Origin of the sequence: Sphingomonas kaistensis, assembly GCF_011927725.1 — a bacterium.
In the GTDB taxonomy this organism is placed as follows: Bacteria; Pseudomonadota; Alphaproteobacteria; order Sphingomonadales; family Sphingomonadaceae; genus Sphingomicrobium; species Sphingomicrobium kaistense.
In genome coordinates this window covers 825,175-842,775 of record NZ_JAATJC010000001.1, presented here as the reverse complement: position 1 = coordinate 842,775, position 17,601 = coordinate 825,175, and the positions used below count along the sequence as shown (strand labels likewise).

At 68.0% G+C, this 17,601-nt stretch carries 22 protein-coding genes; 5 read left to right on the top strand and 17 right to left on the bottom strand.

Going from position 1 to position 17,601, the window contains the following annotated elements; translation table 11 throughout:
* Positions 1 to 81: 81 nt before the first annotated feature.
* The 7 genes from GGQ97_RS04120 to GGQ97_RS04090 all read right to left on the bottom strand — a co-directional run bounded on the left by GGQ97_RS04120 (position 82) and on the right by GGQ97_RS04090 (position 6,444).
* Entirely contained in the window at positions 82 to 2,241 is a 2,160-nt protein-coding gene (locus GGQ97_RS04120) for a sodium-translocating pyrophosphatase (protein ID WP_168067769.1), read from the bottom strand.
* Positions 2,242 to 2,398: 157 nt separating this feature from the next.
* On the bottom strand, positions 2,399 to 3,334 hold the full coding sequence (gene thiL / locus GGQ97_RS04115; RefSeq protein ID WP_168070702.1) for a thiamine-phosphate kinase: 936 nt from the start codon (positions 3,332 to 3,334) through the stop codon (positions 2,399 to 2,401).
* A complete protein-coding gene (gene nusB, locus GGQ97_RS04110) occupies positions 3,331 to 3,798 on the bottom strand; it encodes a transcription antitermination factor NusB (protein WP_168067768.1) in 468 nt (155 codons plus the stop codon). The genes thiL and nusB overlap by 4 nt, the downstream gene beginning before the upstream one ends.
* Before the next feature lie 11 nt (positions 3,799 to 3,809).
* Positions 3,810 to 4,709, bottom strand: a complete 900-nt coding sequence (locus GGQ97_RS04105) for an alpha/beta fold hydrolase (RefSeq protein WP_168067767.1) — start codon at positions 4,707 to 4,709, stop codon at positions 3,810 to 3,812.
* 3 nt (positions 4,710 to 4,712) lie between these two features.
* Entirely contained in the window at positions 4,713 to 5,261 is a 549-nt protein-coding gene (locus GGQ97_RS04100) for a hypothetical protein (protein ID WP_168067766.1), read from the bottom strand.
* Complete coding sequence (locus tag GGQ97_RS04095; RefSeq protein WP_168067765.1) at positions 5,258 to 6,160, bottom strand: pirin family protein; 903 nt, start codon at positions 6,158 to 6,160, stop codon at positions 5,258 to 5,260. Before GGQ97_RS04095 ends, GGQ97_RS04100 begins: the two co-directional genes overlap by 4 nt.
* Positions 6,157 to 6,444: a BolA family protein gene (locus GGQ97_RS04090; RefSeq protein WP_245197854.1), complete on the bottom strand. Its 288-nt coding sequence runs from the start codon at positions 6,442 to 6,444 to the stop codon at positions 6,157 to 6,159. The genes GGQ97_RS04095 and GGQ97_RS04090 overlap by 4 nt, the downstream gene beginning before the upstream one ends.
* Before the next feature lie 41 nt (positions 6,445 to 6,485).
* Between GGQ97_RS04090 and GGQ97_RS04085 the strand changes: the two genes are divergently transcribed.
* A complete protein-coding gene (locus GGQ97_RS04085; protein ID WP_168067764.1) occupies positions 6,486 to 7,061 on the top strand; it encodes a J domain-containing protein in 576 nt (191 codons plus the stop codon).
* A 4-nt stretch (positions 7,062 to 7,065) separates the two neighbouring features.
* Here the strand turns inward: GGQ97_RS04085 and GGQ97_RS04080 are convergent, their stop codons facing one another.
* Genes GGQ97_RS04080 through GGQ97_RS04040 form a run of 9 tightly spaced genes read right to left on the bottom strand, consistent with a single transcriptional unit; the run spans position 7,066 to position 12,415 of the window.
* A complete protein-coding gene (locus tag GGQ97_RS04080) occupies positions 7,066 to 7,809 on the bottom strand; it encodes an SIMPL domain-containing protein (protein ID WP_168067763.1) in 744 nt (247 codons plus the stop codon).
* Positions 7,810 to 7,858: 49 nt separating this feature from the next.
* Positions 7,859 to 8,503, bottom strand: a complete 645-nt coding sequence (locus GGQ97_RS04075) for a glutathione S-transferase C-terminal domain-containing protein (RefSeq protein ID WP_168067762.1) — start codon at positions 8,501 to 8,503, stop codon at positions 7,859 to 7,861.
* A complete protein-coding gene (locus GGQ97_RS04070) occupies positions 8,500 to 9,222 on the bottom strand; it encodes a dihydrofolate reductase family protein (protein WP_168067761.1) in 723 nt (240 codons plus the stop codon). The genes GGQ97_RS04075 and GGQ97_RS04070 overlap by 4 nt, the downstream gene beginning before the upstream one ends.
* Complete coding sequence (locus tag GGQ97_RS04065; RefSeq protein ID WP_168067760.1) at positions 9,215 to 9,706, bottom strand: VOC family protein; 492 nt, start codon at positions 9,704 to 9,706, stop codon at positions 9,215 to 9,217. Before GGQ97_RS04065 ends, GGQ97_RS04070 begins: the two co-directional genes overlap by 8 nt.
* Before the next feature lie 2 nt (positions 9,707 to 9,708).
* Positions 9,709 to 10,512, bottom strand: coding sequence for a VOC family protein (locus GGQ97_RS04060; protein ID WP_168067759.1), 804 nt, complete (start codon positions 10,510 to 10,512; stop codon positions 9,709 to 9,711).
* Complete coding sequence (locus GGQ97_RS04055; protein ID WP_168067758.1) at positions 10,505 to 10,867, bottom strand: DUF1428 domain-containing protein; 363 nt, start codon at positions 10,865 to 10,867, stop codon at positions 10,505 to 10,507. The genes GGQ97_RS04060 and GGQ97_RS04055 overlap by 8 nt, the downstream gene beginning before the upstream one ends.
* A 3-nt stretch (positions 10,868 to 10,870) precedes the next feature.
* Positions 10,871 to 11,260, bottom strand: a complete 390-nt coding sequence (locus tag GGQ97_RS04050) for a DUF1428 domain-containing protein (RefSeq protein WP_168067757.1) — start codon at positions 11,258 to 11,260, stop codon at positions 10,871 to 10,873.
* Positions 11,261 to 11,285: 25 nt separating this feature from the next.
* Entirely contained in the window at positions 11,286 to 11,987 is a 702-nt protein-coding gene (locus GGQ97_RS04045) for a glutathione S-transferase family protein (protein WP_342448443.1), read from the bottom strand.
* Positions 11,988 to 11,989: 2 nt separating this feature from the next.
* Positions 11,990 to 12,415 (bottom strand): VOC family protein, encoded by a 426-nt coding sequence (locus tag GGQ97_RS04040; RefSeq protein WP_245197851.1) that lies wholly within the window; start codon positions 12,413 to 12,415, stop codon positions 11,990 to 11,992.
* On the opposite strand from GGQ97_RS04040, the gene GGQ97_RS04035 reads away from it, so the two are divergent.
* The 4 genes from GGQ97_RS04035 (at position 12,402) to GGQ97_RS04020 (ending at position 17,118) form a co-directional block, all read left to right on the top strand.
* Positions 12,402 to 13,172, top strand: coding sequence for a winged helix-turn-helix transcriptional regulator (locus GGQ97_RS04035; protein WP_245197850.1), 771 nt, complete (start codon positions 12,402 to 12,404; stop codon positions 13,170 to 13,172). The genes GGQ97_RS04040 and GGQ97_RS04035 overlap by 14 nt on opposite strands.
* 19 nt (positions 13,173 to 13,191) lie before the next feature.
* Entirely contained in the window at positions 13,192 to 14,196 is a 1,005-nt protein-coding gene (gene cobS, locus GGQ97_RS04030) for a cobaltochelatase subunit CobS (protein ID WP_168067755.1), read from the top strand.
* Positions 14,197 to 16,017, top strand: coding sequence for a cobaltochelatase subunit CobT (gene cobT / locus GGQ97_RS04025; RefSeq protein ID WP_168067754.1), 1,821 nt, complete (start codon positions 14,197 to 14,199; stop codon positions 16,015 to 16,017).
* 174 nt (positions 16,018 to 16,191) lie between these two features.
* Positions 16,192 to 17,118: an esterase-like activity of phytase family protein gene (locus GGQ97_RS04020; protein WP_168067753.1), complete on the top strand. Its 927-nt coding sequence runs from the start codon at positions 16,192 to 16,194 to the stop codon at positions 17,116 to 17,118.
* 47 nt (positions 17,119 to 17,165) lie between these two features.
* On the opposite strand, the gene rpmB is transcribed toward GGQ97_RS04020, so the two are convergent.
* A complete protein-coding gene (gene rpmB, locus GGQ97_RS04015) occupies positions 17,166 to 17,456 on the bottom strand; it encodes a 50S ribosomal protein L28 (RefSeq protein ID WP_168067752.1) in 291 nt (96 codons plus the stop codon).
* Between the last annotated feature and the right edge of the window lie 145 nt (positions 17,457 to 17,601).

The window sequence follows — 17,601 nt, the reverse complement described above, 5'->3', positions numbered from 1 at the left end:
CTTTTGGCGGTGAGGCGATGCGCAAGCAAAAGCCCCGCCGGATCGCTCCGACGGGGCCCATGCACTTTCAGGTGGCGGTGATCAGCCGCCGTGGCCCGCCAGCGCCGCGAGCAGCAGCAGCGCGACGATGTTGGTGATCTTGATCATCGGATTGACCGCCGGGCCGGCGGTGTCCTTGTAGGGATCACCAACGGTGTCACCGGTGACCGCGGCCTTGTGGGCTTCGGAGCCCTTGCCGCCGTAATTGCCGTCTTCGATATACTTCTTGGCATTGTCCCACGCGCCGCCGCCCGAGGTCATCGAGATGGCGACGAACAGGCCCGACACGATCACGCCCAGCAGCAGGGCGCCCAAGGCCGCGAAGCCCTGTTCCTTGCCGGCCACCCAGGCGATCAGGAAGTAGACCACGATCGGCGTCAGCACCGGCAGCAGCGAGGGGATGATCATCTCCCGGATCGCGGCCTTGGTGACGAGGTCGACGGTGCGGGCGTAATTGGGGCGGCTGGTGCCGTCCATGATGCCCGGATTGTCGCGGAACTGTTCACGCACGTCGAGCACGACGTTGCCGGCGGCGCGGCCGACGGCGGTCATGCCCATCGCCCCGAACAGATAGGGCAAGAGAGCGCCGAGCAGCAGCCCGACCACGACGTAAGGGTTGGACAGGCTGAAATCGACCGAATTGGCCCCGATGCCGAGGTCGGCGGAGAACTCCTTCAGGTCGGTAGTGTAGGCGCCGAACAGCACCAGCGCGGCAAGCGCGGCGGAGCCGATGGCATAGCCCTTGGTCACGGCCTTGGTGGTGTTGCCCACCGCATCGAGCGCGTCGGTGCGGGTGCGGACCTCGTCCTCCATGTGCGCCATCTCGGCGATGCCGCCGGCATTGTCGGTGACCGGGCCATAGGCGTCGAGGGCGACGACCATGCCGGCCAGCGCCAGCATCGAGGTAGCCGCGAAGGCGATGCCGATCAGGCCGGCGAGGAGGTAGGACGAGATGATCGCCGCGCAGATGACGATCGTCGGCATGGCGGTCGATTCAAGGCTGATGGCCAGGCCCTGGATGACGTTGGTGCCGTGCCCGGTTTCCGAGGCCTTGGCGATCGACTTGACCGGGCGGTAGTTGGTGCCGGTGTAATATTCGGTGATCCAGACCAGCAGGCCGGTCACGCCGAGGCCGATCATCATGCACCAGAACAGGTCCATGCCGGTGAAGCCGGCGGTCTGCTCGGCAACCGCGCCGGTGACGTCGAGGCCGGCCGCTTCGCCGCCACCGATCACGGCATTCAGGTCACCCAGCGCGTAGGCGGTGGCGAAGTAGATCAGCGGGATCGACAGGATCGCGGTGGTCCAGAACCCCTTGTAGAGCGCGCCCATGATGGACTGACCCTTGCCGAGGCGGACCATGTAGGTGCCGATGATCGAGGTGATGATGCAAACGCCGCCGACCAGCAACGGAAGCGCCATCAGCGCGGTCAGGCTGGCGACGTCGGTGTTCACCAGCAAGGCGGTCAGCACCATGGTGGCGCCGACGGTCACGACATAGGTTTCGAACAGGTCGGCGGCCATGCCGGCGCAATCGCCGACATTGTCGCCCACGTTGTCGGCGATGACGGCCGGGTTGCGGGGGTCGTCCTCGGGGATTCCGGCCTCGACCTTGCCGACGAGATCGGCGCCGACGTCGGCGGCCTTGGTGAAGATGCCGCCGCCGAGACGGGCAAAGATGGAGATCAGCGACGCCCCGAACGCCAGCGCGACCAGTGCGTCGATGACGGTACGGTCATCGGGCGCGCGGCCCTGGATCCCGACCAGCACGTAGAAGAAGGACGCGATCGCAAGCAGCGCCAGGCCCGCGACCAGCATGCCGGTGATGGCGCCGGAGCGGAAGGCGGTGGTGAGCCCGCCCTGGAGCGACACGCGCGCAGCCTCCGCGGTGCGGACGTTGGCACGGACCGAGATGTTCATCCCGATGTAGCCCGCGACACCCGACAACAAGGCGCCGACCACGAAGCCGACCGCGGCGACCGTGCCGAGGAACAGGAAGACCAGCACTGCGACGACCACGCCGACGATGCCGATGGTGGTGTACTGGCGGCCGAGGTAGGCCTGCGCGCCCTCCTGGATGGCGGCGGCGATATCCTGCATCTTCTGGTTACCGGCCGGTTGCCGAAGCACCTGGCCGGAGGTGACGATACCGTAAACTACAGCGAGCAGCCCGCAGCCGATCGCGATTAACACGAGTTCCATCGGTAATGCTTTCCCCATCCTGTTGTGGAGGGGAGTGTAGGGAGCGATTCGAGCCTGTCTAGCCGCTCTGGTTCAGGTCAGGAGGAAGGCGGTGAGGCCGCCGCTGAGCAGCCCTGCGAGGGCGATGGCGAGACGGCGATAGTCGGGGCGTCTCAGCTCAGGGTAGGTCGTGCTCATAACCAAGGCGCTCCGGCAGCGGCACTGGGCCGAGGTCGTCGGCGAGCACGAAGGCCCCGCCCCCCGTCAGCTCGCCGACAACCACGATATTGACCTCGGTTCCTTTCAGGATCGTTAAGGGGTCCACGTCCGGTGGCAGTGCCGCAAGCAGGGCATAGTCGTCGCCGCCGGTGGCCGCGAACAGGCGGGCGGCGCGATCCTCGCCCCGCGCGGCGCGGAAGGCGGGGGACAGGGGGAGCGTACCAAGGTCGACGCGCAGGCCGCAGCCGCTTGCGGTGGCGAGACGGCGTGCATCGAGCAGCAGCCCGTCCGACACATCCATCATCGCGGAAGCATGCGGCGCCAGCAACGCGCCGATGGTCAGCAGCGGAATCGGCCGGCGATAGGTGTCGACCAGCAGCCCGGTCGCCTTGGGATCGGCAGTCAGCTGCGCCAGGCCCGCGGCACTGTCGCCGACCGGACCGGCCAGCCACAATTTGTCGCCAGGTCGCCCGCCAGACCGGCTCGGGACGGGCCCGCCGGCCTTGCCGAGTACGGTAAGGCCAAGGACGCGCGGCGCGCCGGCCGGCAACGCCACCGTGTCGCCGCCGAGCAGCGGCAGGCCGAAATGCTCCAGGATCTGCTCGAGCCCGGACAGGAAGCGTTCTTCCCATTGGTCGTCGCCGCGAAGCGTGAGCGAAAGCAGGGCACCGGCCGGCACCGAGCCCTTGGCGGCGAGGTCGGACAGGTTCACCGCGCCCAGCTTCCAGCCGACGCTCTCGGGCGGATCGGTGGGGAGGTAGTGGACGCCCTCGACGATAGTGTCGTGGGTCAGCACAAGGTCGCCGAGCACCGCGACGTCGTCGGCCAAGCCGCGCGCTGCGGGGTGCGTCGCCAGGGAACGCAGGCGCGCGAGGACGGTCGCTTCGCCGCTCAGGCCCGCACGTCCCCGGCCACCTTGTCGAGCAGCCCGTTGACGAACTTGACGTCCTTTTCGCCGAAGAAGGCGTGGGCGATGTCGAGATATTCGTCGATCACCGTGCCGACGGTGACGTCGGGTCGGGCGATCAGCTCATAGGTGCCCGAACGCAGGATCGCGCGCATCGAACGGTCGAGCCGGTCGAGCTTCCACCCTTCCGCCAGGCGGGCAGTGATCTTGCCGTCGATCTCCTCGGAACGGGCAGTGACGCCGCGCACCAGGTCGTCGAAGAAGTCCATCTCGGCATCGATCATCGTCACTTCGTCGATCGTCTCGCCGAAGCGGTGCTGGTGGAATTCATGCAGCAGGGTGGGCGTCGGAGTGCCCTCCATCTCCTGCTGGTAGAGCGCTTGGACGGCGGCGAGGCGAGCGGCCGAACGGGCGCGCGATCGCTTGGGGGCGGATTTCTTCGAGCTGGTCATGGGAGCCGCGCCTATGCGCCCAACCGGCTCGCAAGGAAAGTCCGCAGCGGTTCGGCCACGGCTTTCGGCTTCTCCCACGGCAGGAAATGGCCCGCGTCGGGCACCCGCTCGACCGTCAGGTCGTCGATCAACCCATCGAGCCCGTCGAGCTGGAGCGGAAGCAACGCCTTGTCGCGCATTCCCCACACCACCAGCGTCGGCACCTTCACCGCGGGAAAGGCGCGCACGAGGAAATCGGGCAGCGGCACGTCGACGCCCGGCGGCGGGACCATCACCCCCGCACCGCGATACCAATTGAGCATGGCGGTGAAGACGCCCGGCTGGCTCCACTCGGCGATATACTCGGCCTTCTCTTCCGCGGGGATGGCGGCGAGGTCGACATGGCCGGTGAAGCTCTTGGTGAAGAAGGTGTCCCAGCCCATCGCCTCGACCGCCTTCTCAAAGCCGGGCGCGCGGAAGGCGGTGATATATTGCGAGGCCGCACGCTGCTCGGGATCCTCGATCAGGCTTTTCTGGAAGATCAGGGGATGCGGCGCGTTGACGATGATCAGCCGCTTGAGCCGCGGGTCATTCCTTAGCGCGGCGGCCCAGCTGACCGCCCCGCCCCAGTCGTGGCCGACCAATGTGAAGTCATCGAGGCCGAGCGCGTCGACCAGCGCGAACAGGTCGGCGACGATCCGGTCGGTGGCATAATCCTTCGGGTCCTGCGGCGCGTCCGACCCGGCGAACCCGCGCTGGTCGGGCATGATCAGCCGGTACTTGTCCTCGAGCAGCGGCACCAAGCCGCGCCAGGTGCGGTGCGATTCGGGAAAGCCGTGAAGGAGAACGATCGCCGGCCCGTCCTCCGGCCCGGCCGTCGCGACGTTGAGGGTGATGCCGGTCGACAAGGGGATGCGGGTGGAGCGGGTCACGGGTCAGCTTCCCCGCGGGCAGGAGCGATAGTCGTAGGCCCTGGACAGCGCGCGGGCGTCGGCCTGGCGGACGAGGTCGAGCGCGGTGTCGAAGGTCGCGCGGTCGAGGGTTGCGCGGGCACGCTCCTGCCCCTTGCGGCTTGTGAGGACCAGCTTGATCGGCGCCCCGCCGGCGAGCAGTGCAGCGAACTGCTCCCCGTCGACGGCGAGCACGTTGTCCCTGGACCGGATCGGCTTGCGCGCGCCGGCCAGTTGCCAGCCGGCATCGGCCGCGGCCGGCAGGCGGAAGGCATATTTGCCGCGCGCGACCTCGGGCAGGCCCTGGCGCACGTCAAAGGTCGCGATCAGGCTCCCGTCCGTTCCGGCAAGCGGCAGCGTGATGCTGGTGGTCCCGCTGCGCAGGGTGCCGCGACCGTCGAGCAGGCGCTGCGTCACCGCCCGGAGCCCGCCTCCGGTGGCCTCGGCCGAGCAGGCGAAGGTCTCGCGCTTGGATTGGGCGGCAGCGGGGGCAGTGGCGCCCAGCAGCAGCGCCAGTGCCAGGAGCGACCTCACGGGTAACTCACCGTCAGCGGGATCTCGGGGATGGGGATCCATTCATGGTCGTCCTGCGGGGGCAGGGCGAACTCGCCCGCCTTCCACGCCCGCTTGGCTTCCTGGATCCGGTCGCGGCGCGAGGAAACGAAATTCCACCACACGTGGCGGGGTCCGTCCATCGGTGCGCCGCCGCAGATCATCAGCCGCGCGCCGTCTGCCGAGCGAAGCACAGGGCGGGTGCCAGGGCGGAGCAGGACGAGGTGCATGCGCTCGACCGTCTCGCCATCCACCGTGGCGTCGCCGTCGAGCAGGTAGATTGCCCGCTCGTCGGCTTCGCGCTCCAGTTCGATAGCAGCGCCGGGCGTGAGCTCCAGCGCGGCGTAGAGGGTCGGATGGTGCTGGGTGACCGGCGATTTCGCGCCGAACGCCTCGCCCATGATCAGGTGAAGGCGTTTGCCCTCGCCCTCGACCACCGGCAGGCGGTCGACCGGGGTGTGCTCGAACGCCGGGTCGACCTCTTCCTTGTCCTGCGGCAGCGCAAGCCAGGTCTGGATGCCGTCCAGCAACGGCCCGTGCGCGCGCTCATCGCCAGGCGAGCGCTCACTATGGCTGATGCCCTTGCCCGCGGTCATCAGGTTGACCGCGCCCGGCTCGATCCGTTGCACCGATCCGACGCTGTCGCGGTGGTCGAGCGCGCCCTTGAACAGGTAGGTCACGGTGGCGAGGTTGATATGCGGGTGCGAGCGCACGTCGATGCCCTCATCGACGCCAAGCCGAGCCGGGCCCATCTGGTCGAAGAAGATGAACGGACCGACCATCGTCCGCTGCTTGTGCGGCAGGGTGCGGTGGACCTTGAATCCGCCGAGGTCGTGGCTCACCGGCGCCAGGCTCATCAGGATGGTGCTGTCGTTGTTCATTCGCCGGGTGCCCTCGTTTCCATGGCCAGTGCGTGGACGCGCTCGTGCATCAGGTCGCCCAGCGCCTTGTAGACCAGCCGCTGGCGGCCGACCCGGGACTGGCCGGTGAAGGCGGCGCTTTCGATCCGGAGGAAGAAGTGCGATTCGCCGCCATCCTCGCGATACCCGCCGTGGCCGCGATGCTGCTCGCTGTCGTCGCGCAGCTCGATCCGCGCCGGGGCGAGGTGTTTTTCGAGGCGGGCGGTCATTTCGCGGGCGACCGGACCCATGGGAGAAATGTTCATCGCGCCTATATAGTCAGGCTGGCACAACAAAAACACGTTTGATGGCTTCACGATCCCCCAAGTTCCACGGCCGGGTAGAAGGCGCTGCAACGCATTGCGCGGTGCCGGGCTGCACCGAGCCGGGCGAGTTCCGTGCGCCGCTGACCGCACCGACCTTCGACGGGCCGGGCGCGTGGCAATGGCTGTGCCTGGAGCATGTCCGCCAGCACAATGCGCGCTACAATTACTTCGCCGGCATGAGCACCGAGGAGATCGAAGCCGCGCAATCGCCGATCGCCGGGTGGGAGCGCGGAGTGCGCGCCTTCGCCACCGGCGGGGCGGATCCGGCGCCGCCGTGGACCGACTTCAGCGATCCGCTGGAAGCGATCCGCGGGCGGTTCGGTCGCGGCCGCGGGCCGACGCAGGCACAGAGCCGTTTCTCGGGCGCGGAAAAGGCCGCGCTGGGCGTGCTCGGGCTGGGCGACGACGCCGACCTGCCGGCGGTGCGCAAGGCGTATTCGGTGCTGGTCCGCCGCTACCACCCCGATCGCAATGGCGGCGACCGCACGCACGAGGCCAAGCTGCGCAACGTCATCGATGCGTGGCAGACGCTGAAGACGGCAAGCGCCTTCGCCTGACCGATCAGGCCGGCTTCAGCGCGAAATCGACGCGGACCCGGACCTCGGTGCGGTTGACGCCGGGATTGAATGGGGCGCCGGGCGGCGGCGGCGGGGCGGCGGGCACGGTCTCGGGCGCGACCACCGGCGGCGGCGCGGCGGCCTGCATGGTGACAAGGGAACTGTCGGGCGCGCCATATTCGCCGCCGTCGACGATGTTGACCACCCGCACGATCTCGAGCCCGGCGGCCTCGGCATAGGCTTCGGCCCGGCTGCGGGCGGCCTTGTAGGCATTGGTATAGGCCGAGCGGTTGGCGGCCTCGCGGTCGGACACCCGCAGGTCGGGACCGCCGACGACATTGGCCCCGGCCTCGGTCACCGCGGTGACGGCCTCCCCGACGCGGGCGACGTCGGTCATCCGCACCTCGACGATGTTGCTGGCGCGAAACTGGCCGCGTTCCTTGCCATAGTCGATTCGCTGCAGCGACAGGTTGCGGGTCTGGAGGTCGTCGGCCCCTACCCCCAGCGCGGTCAGCGCGGAGGTTACCCGGGCCATCTTCTCGCGGTTGAGGCGGCTGGCCTCCGCCGCATTGGCGCCCTGGCTGGTGACGCCCAGTTGCATCCGCGCCTCGTTGGGCCGCGCCTCGGCCCGGCCGGTGGCGGAGATGGTGAGGAACGTCTCGCCCCTGCCCACCCCGCGGGGGTCGGGATTGGTGGGGGCGCAGGCCGCGGCGGCGAGCAGCGGGAGGGCAAGGACAAGGTGACGCATGGCGCAAGCTCCTGAGAAGATGCGCATGATACCTTGTTACATTAGCCCGTCAATCGCGGTCGGGTGCCCCAGGCGGGAAGTAGTGGCGGAACGGCCGGGCCTGCTCCACCGCCTTCACCACCGCCGGATGGGCCAGCAACCGCGCGCGATAGGCGGCGAGCTTCGGGCGGTCGGGCCCGATCCGCTCGATCCAGTCGGCGTAGAACAGCGCCGGGGCGGCAGCGCAATCCGCCATGGTGAAACGGTCGCCGACAGCCCAGCCGTCGTCGCCCAGTTCACCCTCGAGCCAATCGTAATGGCGGCGGAGGCGCTCCATGCCCTGCTCGACGCCATAGGGATCCTTGTGCTCGGCCGGGCGCAGCGCGTTGGCGACCGCGACCTGCGCAGTGTCCATGATCCGCCCGTCGAACACCCGGTCGAGGAACCGCACGCGCAGCCCCTCCTCGCCGTCGGGAATCCAGCAATTGGGCCCGGGGTGATGGCGCTGGAGATATTCGATGATGATCGAGCTTTCGGCGACTACCCTGCCGTCGTCGACCAGAAGCGGGAACTGGCCGAACGGCGCAAGCGCGGCGAAGGCGGGGCCGTGCTGCTCGACCGAGCGGAATTCGAACGCCGTGCCGTCCGCCCACAGCGGGATCAGCGCCTTCCAGGTATAGCTGCTGAACTCGTGACCGTAGAGGGCGAGGGTCACCAGCGGCCCTCCGCCATGGCGGCTTGGCGGGCGGTTTCACGCTCGCTGGTCGATTGCGGCCCGGCCCAGCCATGCTCGATCGCGCCGGCCGGTTCGTAGGTCGCGATCACCGCGCCGGTGCGGGTGACCTTGGTGTCGACCACGCGCAGCGCCTTGGCCGGCGTTTCGTCGCCGAACCAGCGCTTGCCGTGGCCGAGCACCACCGGGAAGGTCATGATCGTCAACTGGTCGAGCAGCCCCGCGGCAAGCAGCGCCGGGTAGAGCGTGCCGCTGCCCTGGATGACGAGGTCGGGCCCCTCGCCCTCCCTGATCGCCCGCAATTCGTCCATGCTGCCGACCCGCTGGCTGTTGGACCAGCCAAAGTCGGGCCAGCCGCGGGTCAGGACGTATTTCTGGGCCCGGGTGAAGTCCTCGCCCATCTGGATCGCGGCGGCTTCGCCTTCGTCCTTGCCCGTCTTGTCGAACACTTCGCCGATCCCGGTCGCGTGCCCGCCGACATAAGGCCAGTAGGCCGCGAAGATGTCGTAGGTGCGCCGGCCGAGCAGCAGGTCATACTCCTTGCCGAAGACCGCATCGATTGCCCCGCCGACGTCCTCGTCGAAGAATTGCGGAAGCCAGCCGCCATGGGCGAACCCCTGCGTCGGGTCCTCGCTGGGGCCGCCGGGGGCCTGGATGACGCCGTCGAGCGAGGTGAAGAGACTGCCCCGGATCTTACGCATCGGCCGAAACTCCTTGTGCGGCGCGCTGGATCGCGGCGACGTCGATCTTCTTCATCGTCATCATCGCCTCGAACGTGCGCTTGGCCTTGTCACCGCCCTCGTTGAGGCAATCGAGCAGGATCCGCGGGGTGATCTGCCAGGAGAAGCCCCACTTGTCCTTGCACCAGCCGCATTCGCTTTCCTGCCCGCCATTATCGACGATGGCATTCCAGTAGCGGTCGGTCTCGGCCTGGTCGTCGGTCAGGACCATGAAGCTGACCGATTCATTGGGCTTGAAATTGGGGCCGCCGTTCAGCCCCGAAAAGGCGCGGCCGAACACGGTGAAATCGACGGTGATCTCGCTTCCCGCCTGTCCGTCGGGATAGTCGGACGGCGCCTTGGCGGCGGTGCCGACGCGGCTGTCGGGAAAGGTCGCGGCATAGAATTCGGCGGCCTCGCGGGCCTGGCCGTGGTCGAACCACAGCACGGTGGTAAGCTTTTCCATCCTTATTCTCCCGAAGCGTGGCGCGGGCCGACCAGGCCGAAATGCGCGCCCTGGGGGTCGGCCGCCGAGAGGCTGTATTCGCCGCCAGGGATCTGCATCGGCTCGGCGATCACCGTTCCCCCGCCCTCGCGGATGGCGGCGGCGCCGCGGTCGATATCGTCGACCCCGAAATAGAATGACCAGGCGCTGGCCGGCATGCCCGGCATCAGCGGCATCACCGCACCGATCATCCTGCCGCCCTGGGCGATGAAATTGTAGGTGCCAAGCTCGCCCATCGGCATGCCGCCGTCATGCTTCCACCCGAAGTGCCGGGCGTAGAAGTCGAGCGCTCCTGCATCGTCGGTGGTGGCAAGCTCGTTCCAGCGGACATGCTGTGGGCGGTCGACCGAGAAGACGTCGCTGACCGCGTCCGGCTGGCCCGGCGGCGGGGTCGGCTTCATCAGGTAGAGCGTTGCGCCGCGCGGGTCGGCGACCATCGCGATCCGGCCGACGCCGGGCATGTCGGTGGCGGGCATGTGCGCGCGGCCGCCCTCGGCCTCGAACGCCGCCACCGCCGCATCGACGTCGGCGACCGACACATAGCCCATCCAGGCCGGGCGCGCGCCGCCGGCCGTCATCGCCTCGCTCAGGCGGAGCACGCCGCCGGCATTGCCGCCGTCGGATCGCCGGATCATGCGATAGTCCATCTCGCCCGCAGGCTGCGCCTCGATATCCCAGCCGACCACCCTGTCGTAGAACGCCTTGGCGGCATCGGGGTCGGGGGTCATCAGCTCGTACCAGATGAAGGCGCCGTCGGTATCAGCCATGGTTCTTCTCCAGCACCACCACGGGATCGAACCCGCCGTAGATCATCCGCTTGCCGTCGAACGGCATCGGCGTGTTCATCATTTCCTCGTTCTGGCCCATGCGAGCGAAGGCGGCGTCGCGGGTCGCCTTGTCGGGCCATTCGATCCACGAAAAGCAGACCGTCTCGCCCTCCTGCCGGTCGACCGAGCGGTAGAAGTCGGTCTGCTTGCCCTCGGGCACGTCGTCGGCCCAGCATTCGACGATCCTGAGCGCACCCTCGTCCATCATGATCGAGTCCATCTGCCGCGCGTGGTCGATGAACGCCTGCTTGTCGGTCAGTTTCACGGGAATGACGAACCCGTCGACATAGGCCATTGCTCAGGCCTCCGCCTTGCGCGACGCCAGCAGCGCGTCGAGCGCCTCGTGGCCGACCAGCGGCGTGAAGCCGCCCCAGAACATCCGCTTGCCGTCGAACGGCGGGTCACCCTCGGGCATCAGTTCGGGCATGCCCATGATCTTCTCCCACCCGGCGTCGCGGGTCGCCTTGTCGGGCCAGATGACGAAGGAGAAGACGACATTCTCCCCCTCCGCTGCATGGACCGAGCGCGGAAAGCTGGTGAGGGTGCCGGGCTCCAGCCCGTCGCCCAGCGTTTCGACCGAAATCCCGCCAAGCTTGGCCGCCTCGCGCGCGAATTTCTGCGCGATTCCCAGGTAGGCATCATGCTTGTCGGGGTGCAGGGGAAGGACGAATCCGTCGATGTAGCTCATGAGATTTTCTCCCTGAAAGCGCAGGTTAGTCGGCGGCCGCACAGGCCTTGAGTTTGGCTTCCCACTCGGCGAAGCCCGCCGGCGGGCTGCCGGTGAAGCCCGCAATCTGCGCGTCAATGGCGCGGCGGAAGGCGGGGCGGTCGGTGCCGCGCTTCACATAGGCGACGAGGGTCGGATGCGCGGCCAGCAGCGGGTCGTCCTCGATGATCCGCAGCACCGACACCATCAGCAGGTCGCCGGCCGAAAAGTGCCCGGCGAGCCATTCCCGGTCGCCGAGCCGCCGCGCGACTTCCTTGAGCCGGGTGGCGATGCGCTCCTCGACCGACGGGCGGCGCGGCTTCGACCACGACTTGTCGGCCTCGAAGATGTCGACATAGGCGAGTTCGCTGATCGGCGGCTCGACCGTGTTCAGCGCGGCGAACATCCACTCGGTCACGAGCGACCGGCCGGCGATATCGTCCGGGAACAGCCCCGGCCATTTCGACGCGATGTGGTGCACGATGGCACCCGATTCGAAGAGGGTTAGCCCATCCTCCTCATAGGTCGGGACCTGGCCGAACGGCTGGCGGGCGCGATGCTCGGGCCCCTTCTGCTCGCCCTGCGACAGGTAGCGCACCTCGTAGGGCTGGCCGACCTCCTCCAGCGCCCAGCGGACGCGGAAGTCGCGGACCTGACCCTTGGCGAAGTCGGGCACCCAGTCGAAGGCGGTGATTACCGGTTTCGCCACGGTCAGGCCGCCTCGAATGCCTGGGCGCCCTGCGCGGCGGCGGCGGGGTCCATCCACATCACTTCCCAATGGTGGCCGTCGAGATCGGCGAAGCTGCGGCCGTACATCATTTCACCCAATTCCTGCTTAGGCCCCGGGTCCATCTCGGCCCCGGCCGCGCCGGCCTGCTCGACCAGTCGGTCGACATCCTCGCGGCTATCCTCCGACACGCACAAGGCAACTTGCGCGGTGCGGTGCGCATCGGCGATCTCCTTGGGCGTGAAAGTGGCGAAGAAGTCACGCGAGAGGAGCATGACGTGGATGACATCGCTCCATACCATCGAGCTTGCGACATCATTGGAAAAGGCCGGGTTCTTCCTCAGGCCGATCGCTTCGTAGAAAGCGGTTGCCTTGGCGACGTCGGTCACCGGCAGAATGATGAAGATCATTCGGGCCATGTTTCCCTCCTCACGGCGACTCGCGATTATTGAAGAATGCTCCCGTAAGTATTATCTTGCAACCGTGGCGTTAGAAAAACTAACCGATAAGCGGCCAAGCGAGCCTCGCCGGGGATATGGCGATGCGTGCGGGACGGCGCATGGACTGGAGCTGGTCGGCGATCGCTGGGCGCTGTTGGTGATGCGAGAACTGCTGCTTGGGCCGCGGCGATTTTCCGACTTGAAGCGCGACCTACCGGGAATCAGCGCCAATGTGCTGAAGCAGCGGCTCGACGAGCTTGAAGGGCGCGGGCTGCTGCGCAAGATCCGCCTCCCCCCGCCCGCGGCGCGCGATGCCTATCAGGCCACCGATTGGGGACTGGAGATCGAGCCGGTGCTGCAGACCCTCGGCCGTTTCGCCGCGCGCAGTCCGGGGCACGACCCGACGCTGCCGCTCAGCCCGGTGTCGCTGATGACCAGTTTCCGGACGATGATCGACGTCGCCAAGGCCAAAGGATTCGACGCGCGGATCGGGGTGCAGAACGGCGAGGACAGCTTCGTCGTCACGGTGCGCGACCGGGGCCTGACCGTCGCCCGAAGCCCGGCCGGACCGGTCGATGCGACGATCGCCGGCACGCCCGAGCGGATCGCCGCGACAGTCTATGGTGGCGCCCCGGCCGATGGTCTGGCTATCGGTGGAGACGAAGCGCTCGCAAGGCGTTTCCTCACCCTCTTCACCCTGCCGCCCAAGGTTGAACATCCGGGGTAGCGCCAGCTAAGGGCCCTTCATGGCCGACATGTCGAACGAATTGCAGGTGCCCAGCGGCGAGACTCTGATGAGCGCGCCCGACAAGATGCTGAAGGTGCGCGACGCCTTCGGGATCGACAGCGACATGGAGGTTCCGGCCTTCTCCGAAGCCGACGAACGGGTCCCCGACCTCGACCCCGCCTATGTGTTCGATCCGGACACCACGCTGGCGATCTGCGCCGGCTTCGCCCGCAACCGCCGGGTGATGGTCCAGGGCTATCACGGCACCGGAAAGTCGACCCATATCGAGCAGGTCGCGGCGCGGCTGAAGTGGCCGTGCATCCGGATCAACCTCGACGCGCACATCAGCCGCATCGACCTGATCGGCCGCGACGCGATCGTGCTTCGCAACGGCCAGCAGGTCACCGAATTCCGCGAAGGCCTGCTGCCGTGGGCGCTGCAGCACCCGGTCGCGCTGGTGTTCGACGAATATGATGCCGGCCGCCCGGACGTGATGTTCGTGATCCAGCGCGTTCTGGAGGTGGAGGGCAAGCTGACCCTGCTCGACCAGAACCGGGTGATCCGCCCCAACCCGCATTTTCGGATGTTCGCGACGACCAACACCATCGGTCTCGGCGACACCACGGGCCTCTACCACGGCACCCAGGCCCTCAATCAAGGCCAGCTCGACCGCTGGAACATCGTCACCACGCTGAACTACCTGCCGGCCGCGACCGAGGCGCAGATCGTGCTCGCCAAGTCGGGCGAATATGACAAGCCCGACGGGCGCAAGACCGTCGAGCAGATGGTCAAGGTCGCCGACCTCACCCGTTCGGCCTTCATCAACGGCGACATCTCCACCGTGATGAGCCCGCGCACCGTCATCAGCTGGGCGCAGAATGCGCTGATCTTTGGCGACGTCGGCTTCGCCTTCCGCGTGTCGTTCCTCAACAAATGCGACGAAAGCGAGCGCGGGCTGATCGCCGAAATGTACCAGAGGGTGTTCGGCAAGGACCTGCCGGAAAGCATCGCCGGAAAGGCCTGAGTGGCCGAGACCACGCCCCTTGACCGTTTTCGCGGCGTGCTGGCCGGCACTGCGCGGGCGATCGCGCGCGACCCCGAGGTGGAGGTCGCCTTCGCCTCCGAGGCCGGGGCGCAGGGTGGCCGGGTGGCGCGCGTGGTGTCGCCGGGACCGGGACTCGCCCCAAAGCTGGTCGCCGAAGCCCGCGGCGCGGCCGACGCGGTCGCACTCCGCCTCCGCCACCACGACGCCAAGCTGCACGGCAGCAATGCCCCCGCCGACTTCGAGGCGCGCGCCGTTTTCGACGCGCTGGAAGGCGCCCGGGTGGAAGCACTCGGCAGCCGGGCGATGGCCGGTGTGCGCGACAATCTGGCCGAGCTGGCCGAAGCGCGGGTCCGCAGCGACGCGATCACCCGCGCCCGCACCGCCGAGGAAGTGCCGCTTGCCACCGCGCTCGGCCTGCTGGCGCGCCAGCGTCTGACCGGAGCGCCGCCGCCAACCTCGGCGGAGCGCGGGCTCGACCTCGTCCGCGACTGGATCGAGGACAAGGCGGGCGGCGACCTCGACGCGCTCGCGCTGGCGCTCGACGACCAGAACGCCTTCGCCGCGCTCGCCCGCAAGTTGCTCGAGGATCTCGATCTGGCGGCGGCTGAGGACAAGCCCGAGGAAGACCCCGACCAAGGCGGCGACGACGAGGCCGGCGAGGACCAGGGCGAGGACGAGGACGAGGACCAGGACCAGGACGCCGGCCAGCAGGGCGGCGAGATGGAACAGCGCGCCGAGCAGGACGGAAGCGAGGAAGAACAGGAAGATTTCGAGGAACAGGACAGCGACGACGAGGATTCGGAGCCGGGCCAGGAAGGCGACAGCAATGTCGCGACGCGGCCCAACCGCCGTCCCACCGACCCCGAACTGAGCCGCGATTATCGCCCCTTCACGACTCGCTTCGACGAGGTGGTCGAAGCCTCCGACCTCACCGACGAGGAGGAACTGAACCGCCTGCGCGCCTATCTCGACACGCAGATGAGCGCGCTCAGCGGAGTGGTTACGCGGCTCGCCAACCGGTTGCAGCGACGGCTGATGGCGCAACAGGCGCGCTCGTGGGACTTCGATCAGGAAGAAGGCCTGCTCGATGCCGCCCGGCTGGCGCGGGTGATCGTCTCGCCCGGCCATTCGCTCTCCTACAAGATCGAGCGCGAAACCGAATTCAAGGACACCATCGTCAGCCTGCTGATCGACAATTCGGGCTCGATGCGCGGGCGGCCGATCTCGATCGCCGCGATCTGCGCCGACATCCTCGCCCGCACGCTGGAGCGCTGCGGCGTGGCGACCGAGGTGCTCGGCTTCACCACCCGCGCGTGGAAGGGCGGGCAGAGCCGCGAGCATTGGCTGACCGAAGGCCGCCCGCCCGCGCCCGGCCGCCTCAACGACCTCCGCCACATCGTCTACAAGCGCGCCGACGAACCCTACCGCCACGCCCGCAAGAACCTCGGGCTGATGATGCGCGAAGGGCTGCTGAAGGAGAATATCGACGGCGAGGCTTTGCTGTGGGCGCATTCGCGGCTGATCGCGCGGCCCGAGGAACGGCGCATCCTGATGGTGATCAGCGACGGCGCCCCGGTCGACGATTCGACCGCCAGCGCCAACGGCGGCGCTTATCTGGAAAAGCATCTGAGGCAGGTGATCGGCTGGATCGAATCGCGCTCCCCGGTCGAACTGGCGGCGATCGGCATCGGCCACGACGTGACCCGCTATTACGATCGCGCGGTGACCATCATGGACGCCGAGCAACTGGGCGGCGCATTGGTCGAGCAGCTCGCTGGCTTGTTCGATCTCGGCAAATGAGGCCCCTAGGATGGGCTCGACGGCGATACGCAACCGACCGTCGAGCCCCCCTCGATACGCGACGCGAGGGACACGGGCGGATGGGCCGACAGGGGGAAAGACCCATCCGTTGAGTAGCTTATGCTCGATTCGCGCTTGAACGACGCTGAATGGCGTTTGCAGCATTGGTTAAGCATGTTGCTGATTCTGGGTGCTTTTCTGTTGCTGGCGAGCGACAGGCCATCGGCGCTTCCCGATCGCACGCCGCGTCCCGACCGGATCGCCCAGCTGACCCTCGAACCGCTTTCCCTCGGGTCGCCGGCCGGGCGCGGTCCTGCCATCACCGGGGCGTGGACCCTCGGCTCGGACGACGGCCGGGTCGCGGGCCTGTCGGCCCTGGCGGTACTGCCCGACGGCAGGCTGCAGGCGCTGAGCGACAGCGGCGCGCTGGTCACCTTTTCGCGTCCAGGCAGCGGGAGCGGGAAAGCGCTGGTCAGTGAGCTTCCGGACGGTCCGGGCTATCCCACCTTCAAGAAGTATCGCGATTCAGAAGCGATGGTGGTCGATCCCGACGGCCGCGGCCGCCTGGTCGCCTTCGAGAATCAGCACAGCCTGTGGCGCTACCGCAGCGACGGGCGTGCCGTCCGGCTGCCGGTGAGCCTGCCGTCGGCGCGGTGGCGAAAGAACAAGGGCATCGAGGCGATGGTCGTCGACCCTGCCGATGGTAGCCTGCTACTCCTGCACGAGGGCGGGCGCGAGTTGTTGAAGGTCGGCCGCTCCCCCTCTCCCGCTTTGCTACCGCTGGCCGGCGCAAGCGGCGGGATCGCGGACGCCGTGCGCCTGCCGGATGGACGAATGGTGGCGGCGGTTCGGGAAATCGGCCTGCGCGGCCTGACCAACCGCGTGGCCTGGCTGGAGCGCGCGGGGGCCGGCTACCGTCTGCGGTCCTTCGCGACCCTGCCGCTGGGACCGTTCGACAATGTCGAGGGGCTGGCGGCCGAGCCCCTGGCCGACGGCCGCACACAAATGTGGGCGATCACCGACAGTGACGGATGGCGCCGCACTGTCCTGCTGCGGATGACGCTGGACACGACAAAGGCTCCAGCCGAAGCCGGAGCCTGATCGTCGTTCGGAACGCTGACGGCCGGACGGCTGCCCGGCCGAAAGGCTCAGTCCGCGGCCTTGGCCTTCTTGGCGAGCTCGCGCTTCAGCTTGCGGGCTTCGGTGCCGAGCTTCTCTTCGCTGGTTTTGTTGAGCCAGTTGTCGAGGCCGCCGACATGCTCGACCGAACGCAGGCCGTGGGTCGAGACGCGCAGCTTGACGCTCTTGCCGAGCTCGTCGCTGATCAGCGTCACGTTCTGCAGGTTCGGCAGAAACGTCCGCTTGGTCTTGTTGTTCGCGTGGGAAACATTGTTGCCCACCTGACGGCCCTTGCCGGTCAGCTCGCACACGCGTGCCATTGGATCTATCCCGTGATTGGTCGAGGGCACGCCCGTTGGGAGCACCCGGAAAGCGCCGCCACCTAACGAGTCGTCGGCAATGCGTCAACCGCAACCCCGTCGCACGTGGTGCGTTGCCGAGGCGTAACGAACAGGAGTTTCCACC

Coding starts and splice junctions, on each gene's coding strand:
- GGQ97_RS04120 (WP_168067769.1), bottom strand. CDS start 2,241: ATGGAACTCGTGTTAATCGCGATCGGCTGCGGGCTGCTCGCTGTAGTT.
- GGQ97_RS04090 (WP_245197854.1), bottom strand. CDS start 6,444: ATGAACATTTCTCCCATGGGTCCGGTCGCCCGCGAAATGACCGCCCGC.
- GGQ97_RS04080 (WP_168067763.1), bottom strand. CDS start 7,809: ATGCGTCACCTTGTCCTTGCCCTCCCGCTGCTCGCCGCCGCGGCCTGC.
- GGQ97_RS04060 (WP_168067759.1), bottom strand. CDS start 10,512: ATGGCTGATACCGACGGCGCCTTCATCTGGTACGAGCTGATGACCCCC.
- nusB (WP_168067768.1), bottom strand. CDS start 3,798: ATGACCAGCTCGAAGAAATCCGCCCCCAAGCGATCGCGCGCCCGTTCG.
- GGQ97_RS04040 (WP_245197851.1), bottom strand. CDS start 12,415: ATGATCTTCATCATTCTGCCGGTGACCGACGTCGCCAAGGCAACCGCT.
- GGQ97_RS04020 (WP_168067753.1), top strand. CDS start 16,192: ATGTTGCTGATTCTGGGTGCTTTTCTGTTGCTGGCGAGCGACAGGCCA.
- GGQ97_RS04070 (WP_168067761.1), bottom strand. CDS start 9,222: ATGCGTAAGATCCGGGGCAGTCTCTTCACCTCGCTCGACGGCGTCATC.
- cobS (WP_168067755.1), top strand. CDS start 13,192: ATGGCCGACATGTCGAACGAATTGCAGGTGCCCAGCGGCGAGACTCTG.
- GGQ97_RS04050 (WP_168067757.1), bottom strand. CDS start 11,260: ATGAGCTACATCGACGGATTCGTCCTTCCCCTGCACCCCGACAAGCAT.
- GGQ97_RS04035 (WP_245197850.1), top strand. CDS start 12,402: ATGATGAAGATCATTCGGGCCATGTTTCCCTCCTCACGGCGACTCGCG.
- GGQ97_RS04065 (WP_168067760.1), bottom strand. CDS start 9,706: ATGGAAAAGCTTACCACCGTGCTGTGGTTCGACCACGGCCAGGCCCGC.
- GGQ97_RS04055 (WP_168067758.1), bottom strand. CDS start 10,867: ATGGCCTATGTCGACGGGTTCGTCATTCCCGTGAAACTGACCGACAAG.
- GGQ97_RS04085 (WP_168067764.1), top strand. CDS start 6,486: ATGGCTTCACGATCCCCCAAGTTCCACGGCCGGGTAGAAGGCGCTGCA.
- rpmB (WP_168067752.1), bottom strand. CDS start 17,456: ATGGCACGCGTGTGCGAGCTGACCGGCAAGGGCCGTCAGGTGGGCAAC.
- GGQ97_RS04095 (WP_168067765.1), bottom strand. CDS start 6,160: ATGAACAACGACAGCACCATCCTGATGAGCCTGGCGCCGGTGAGCCAC.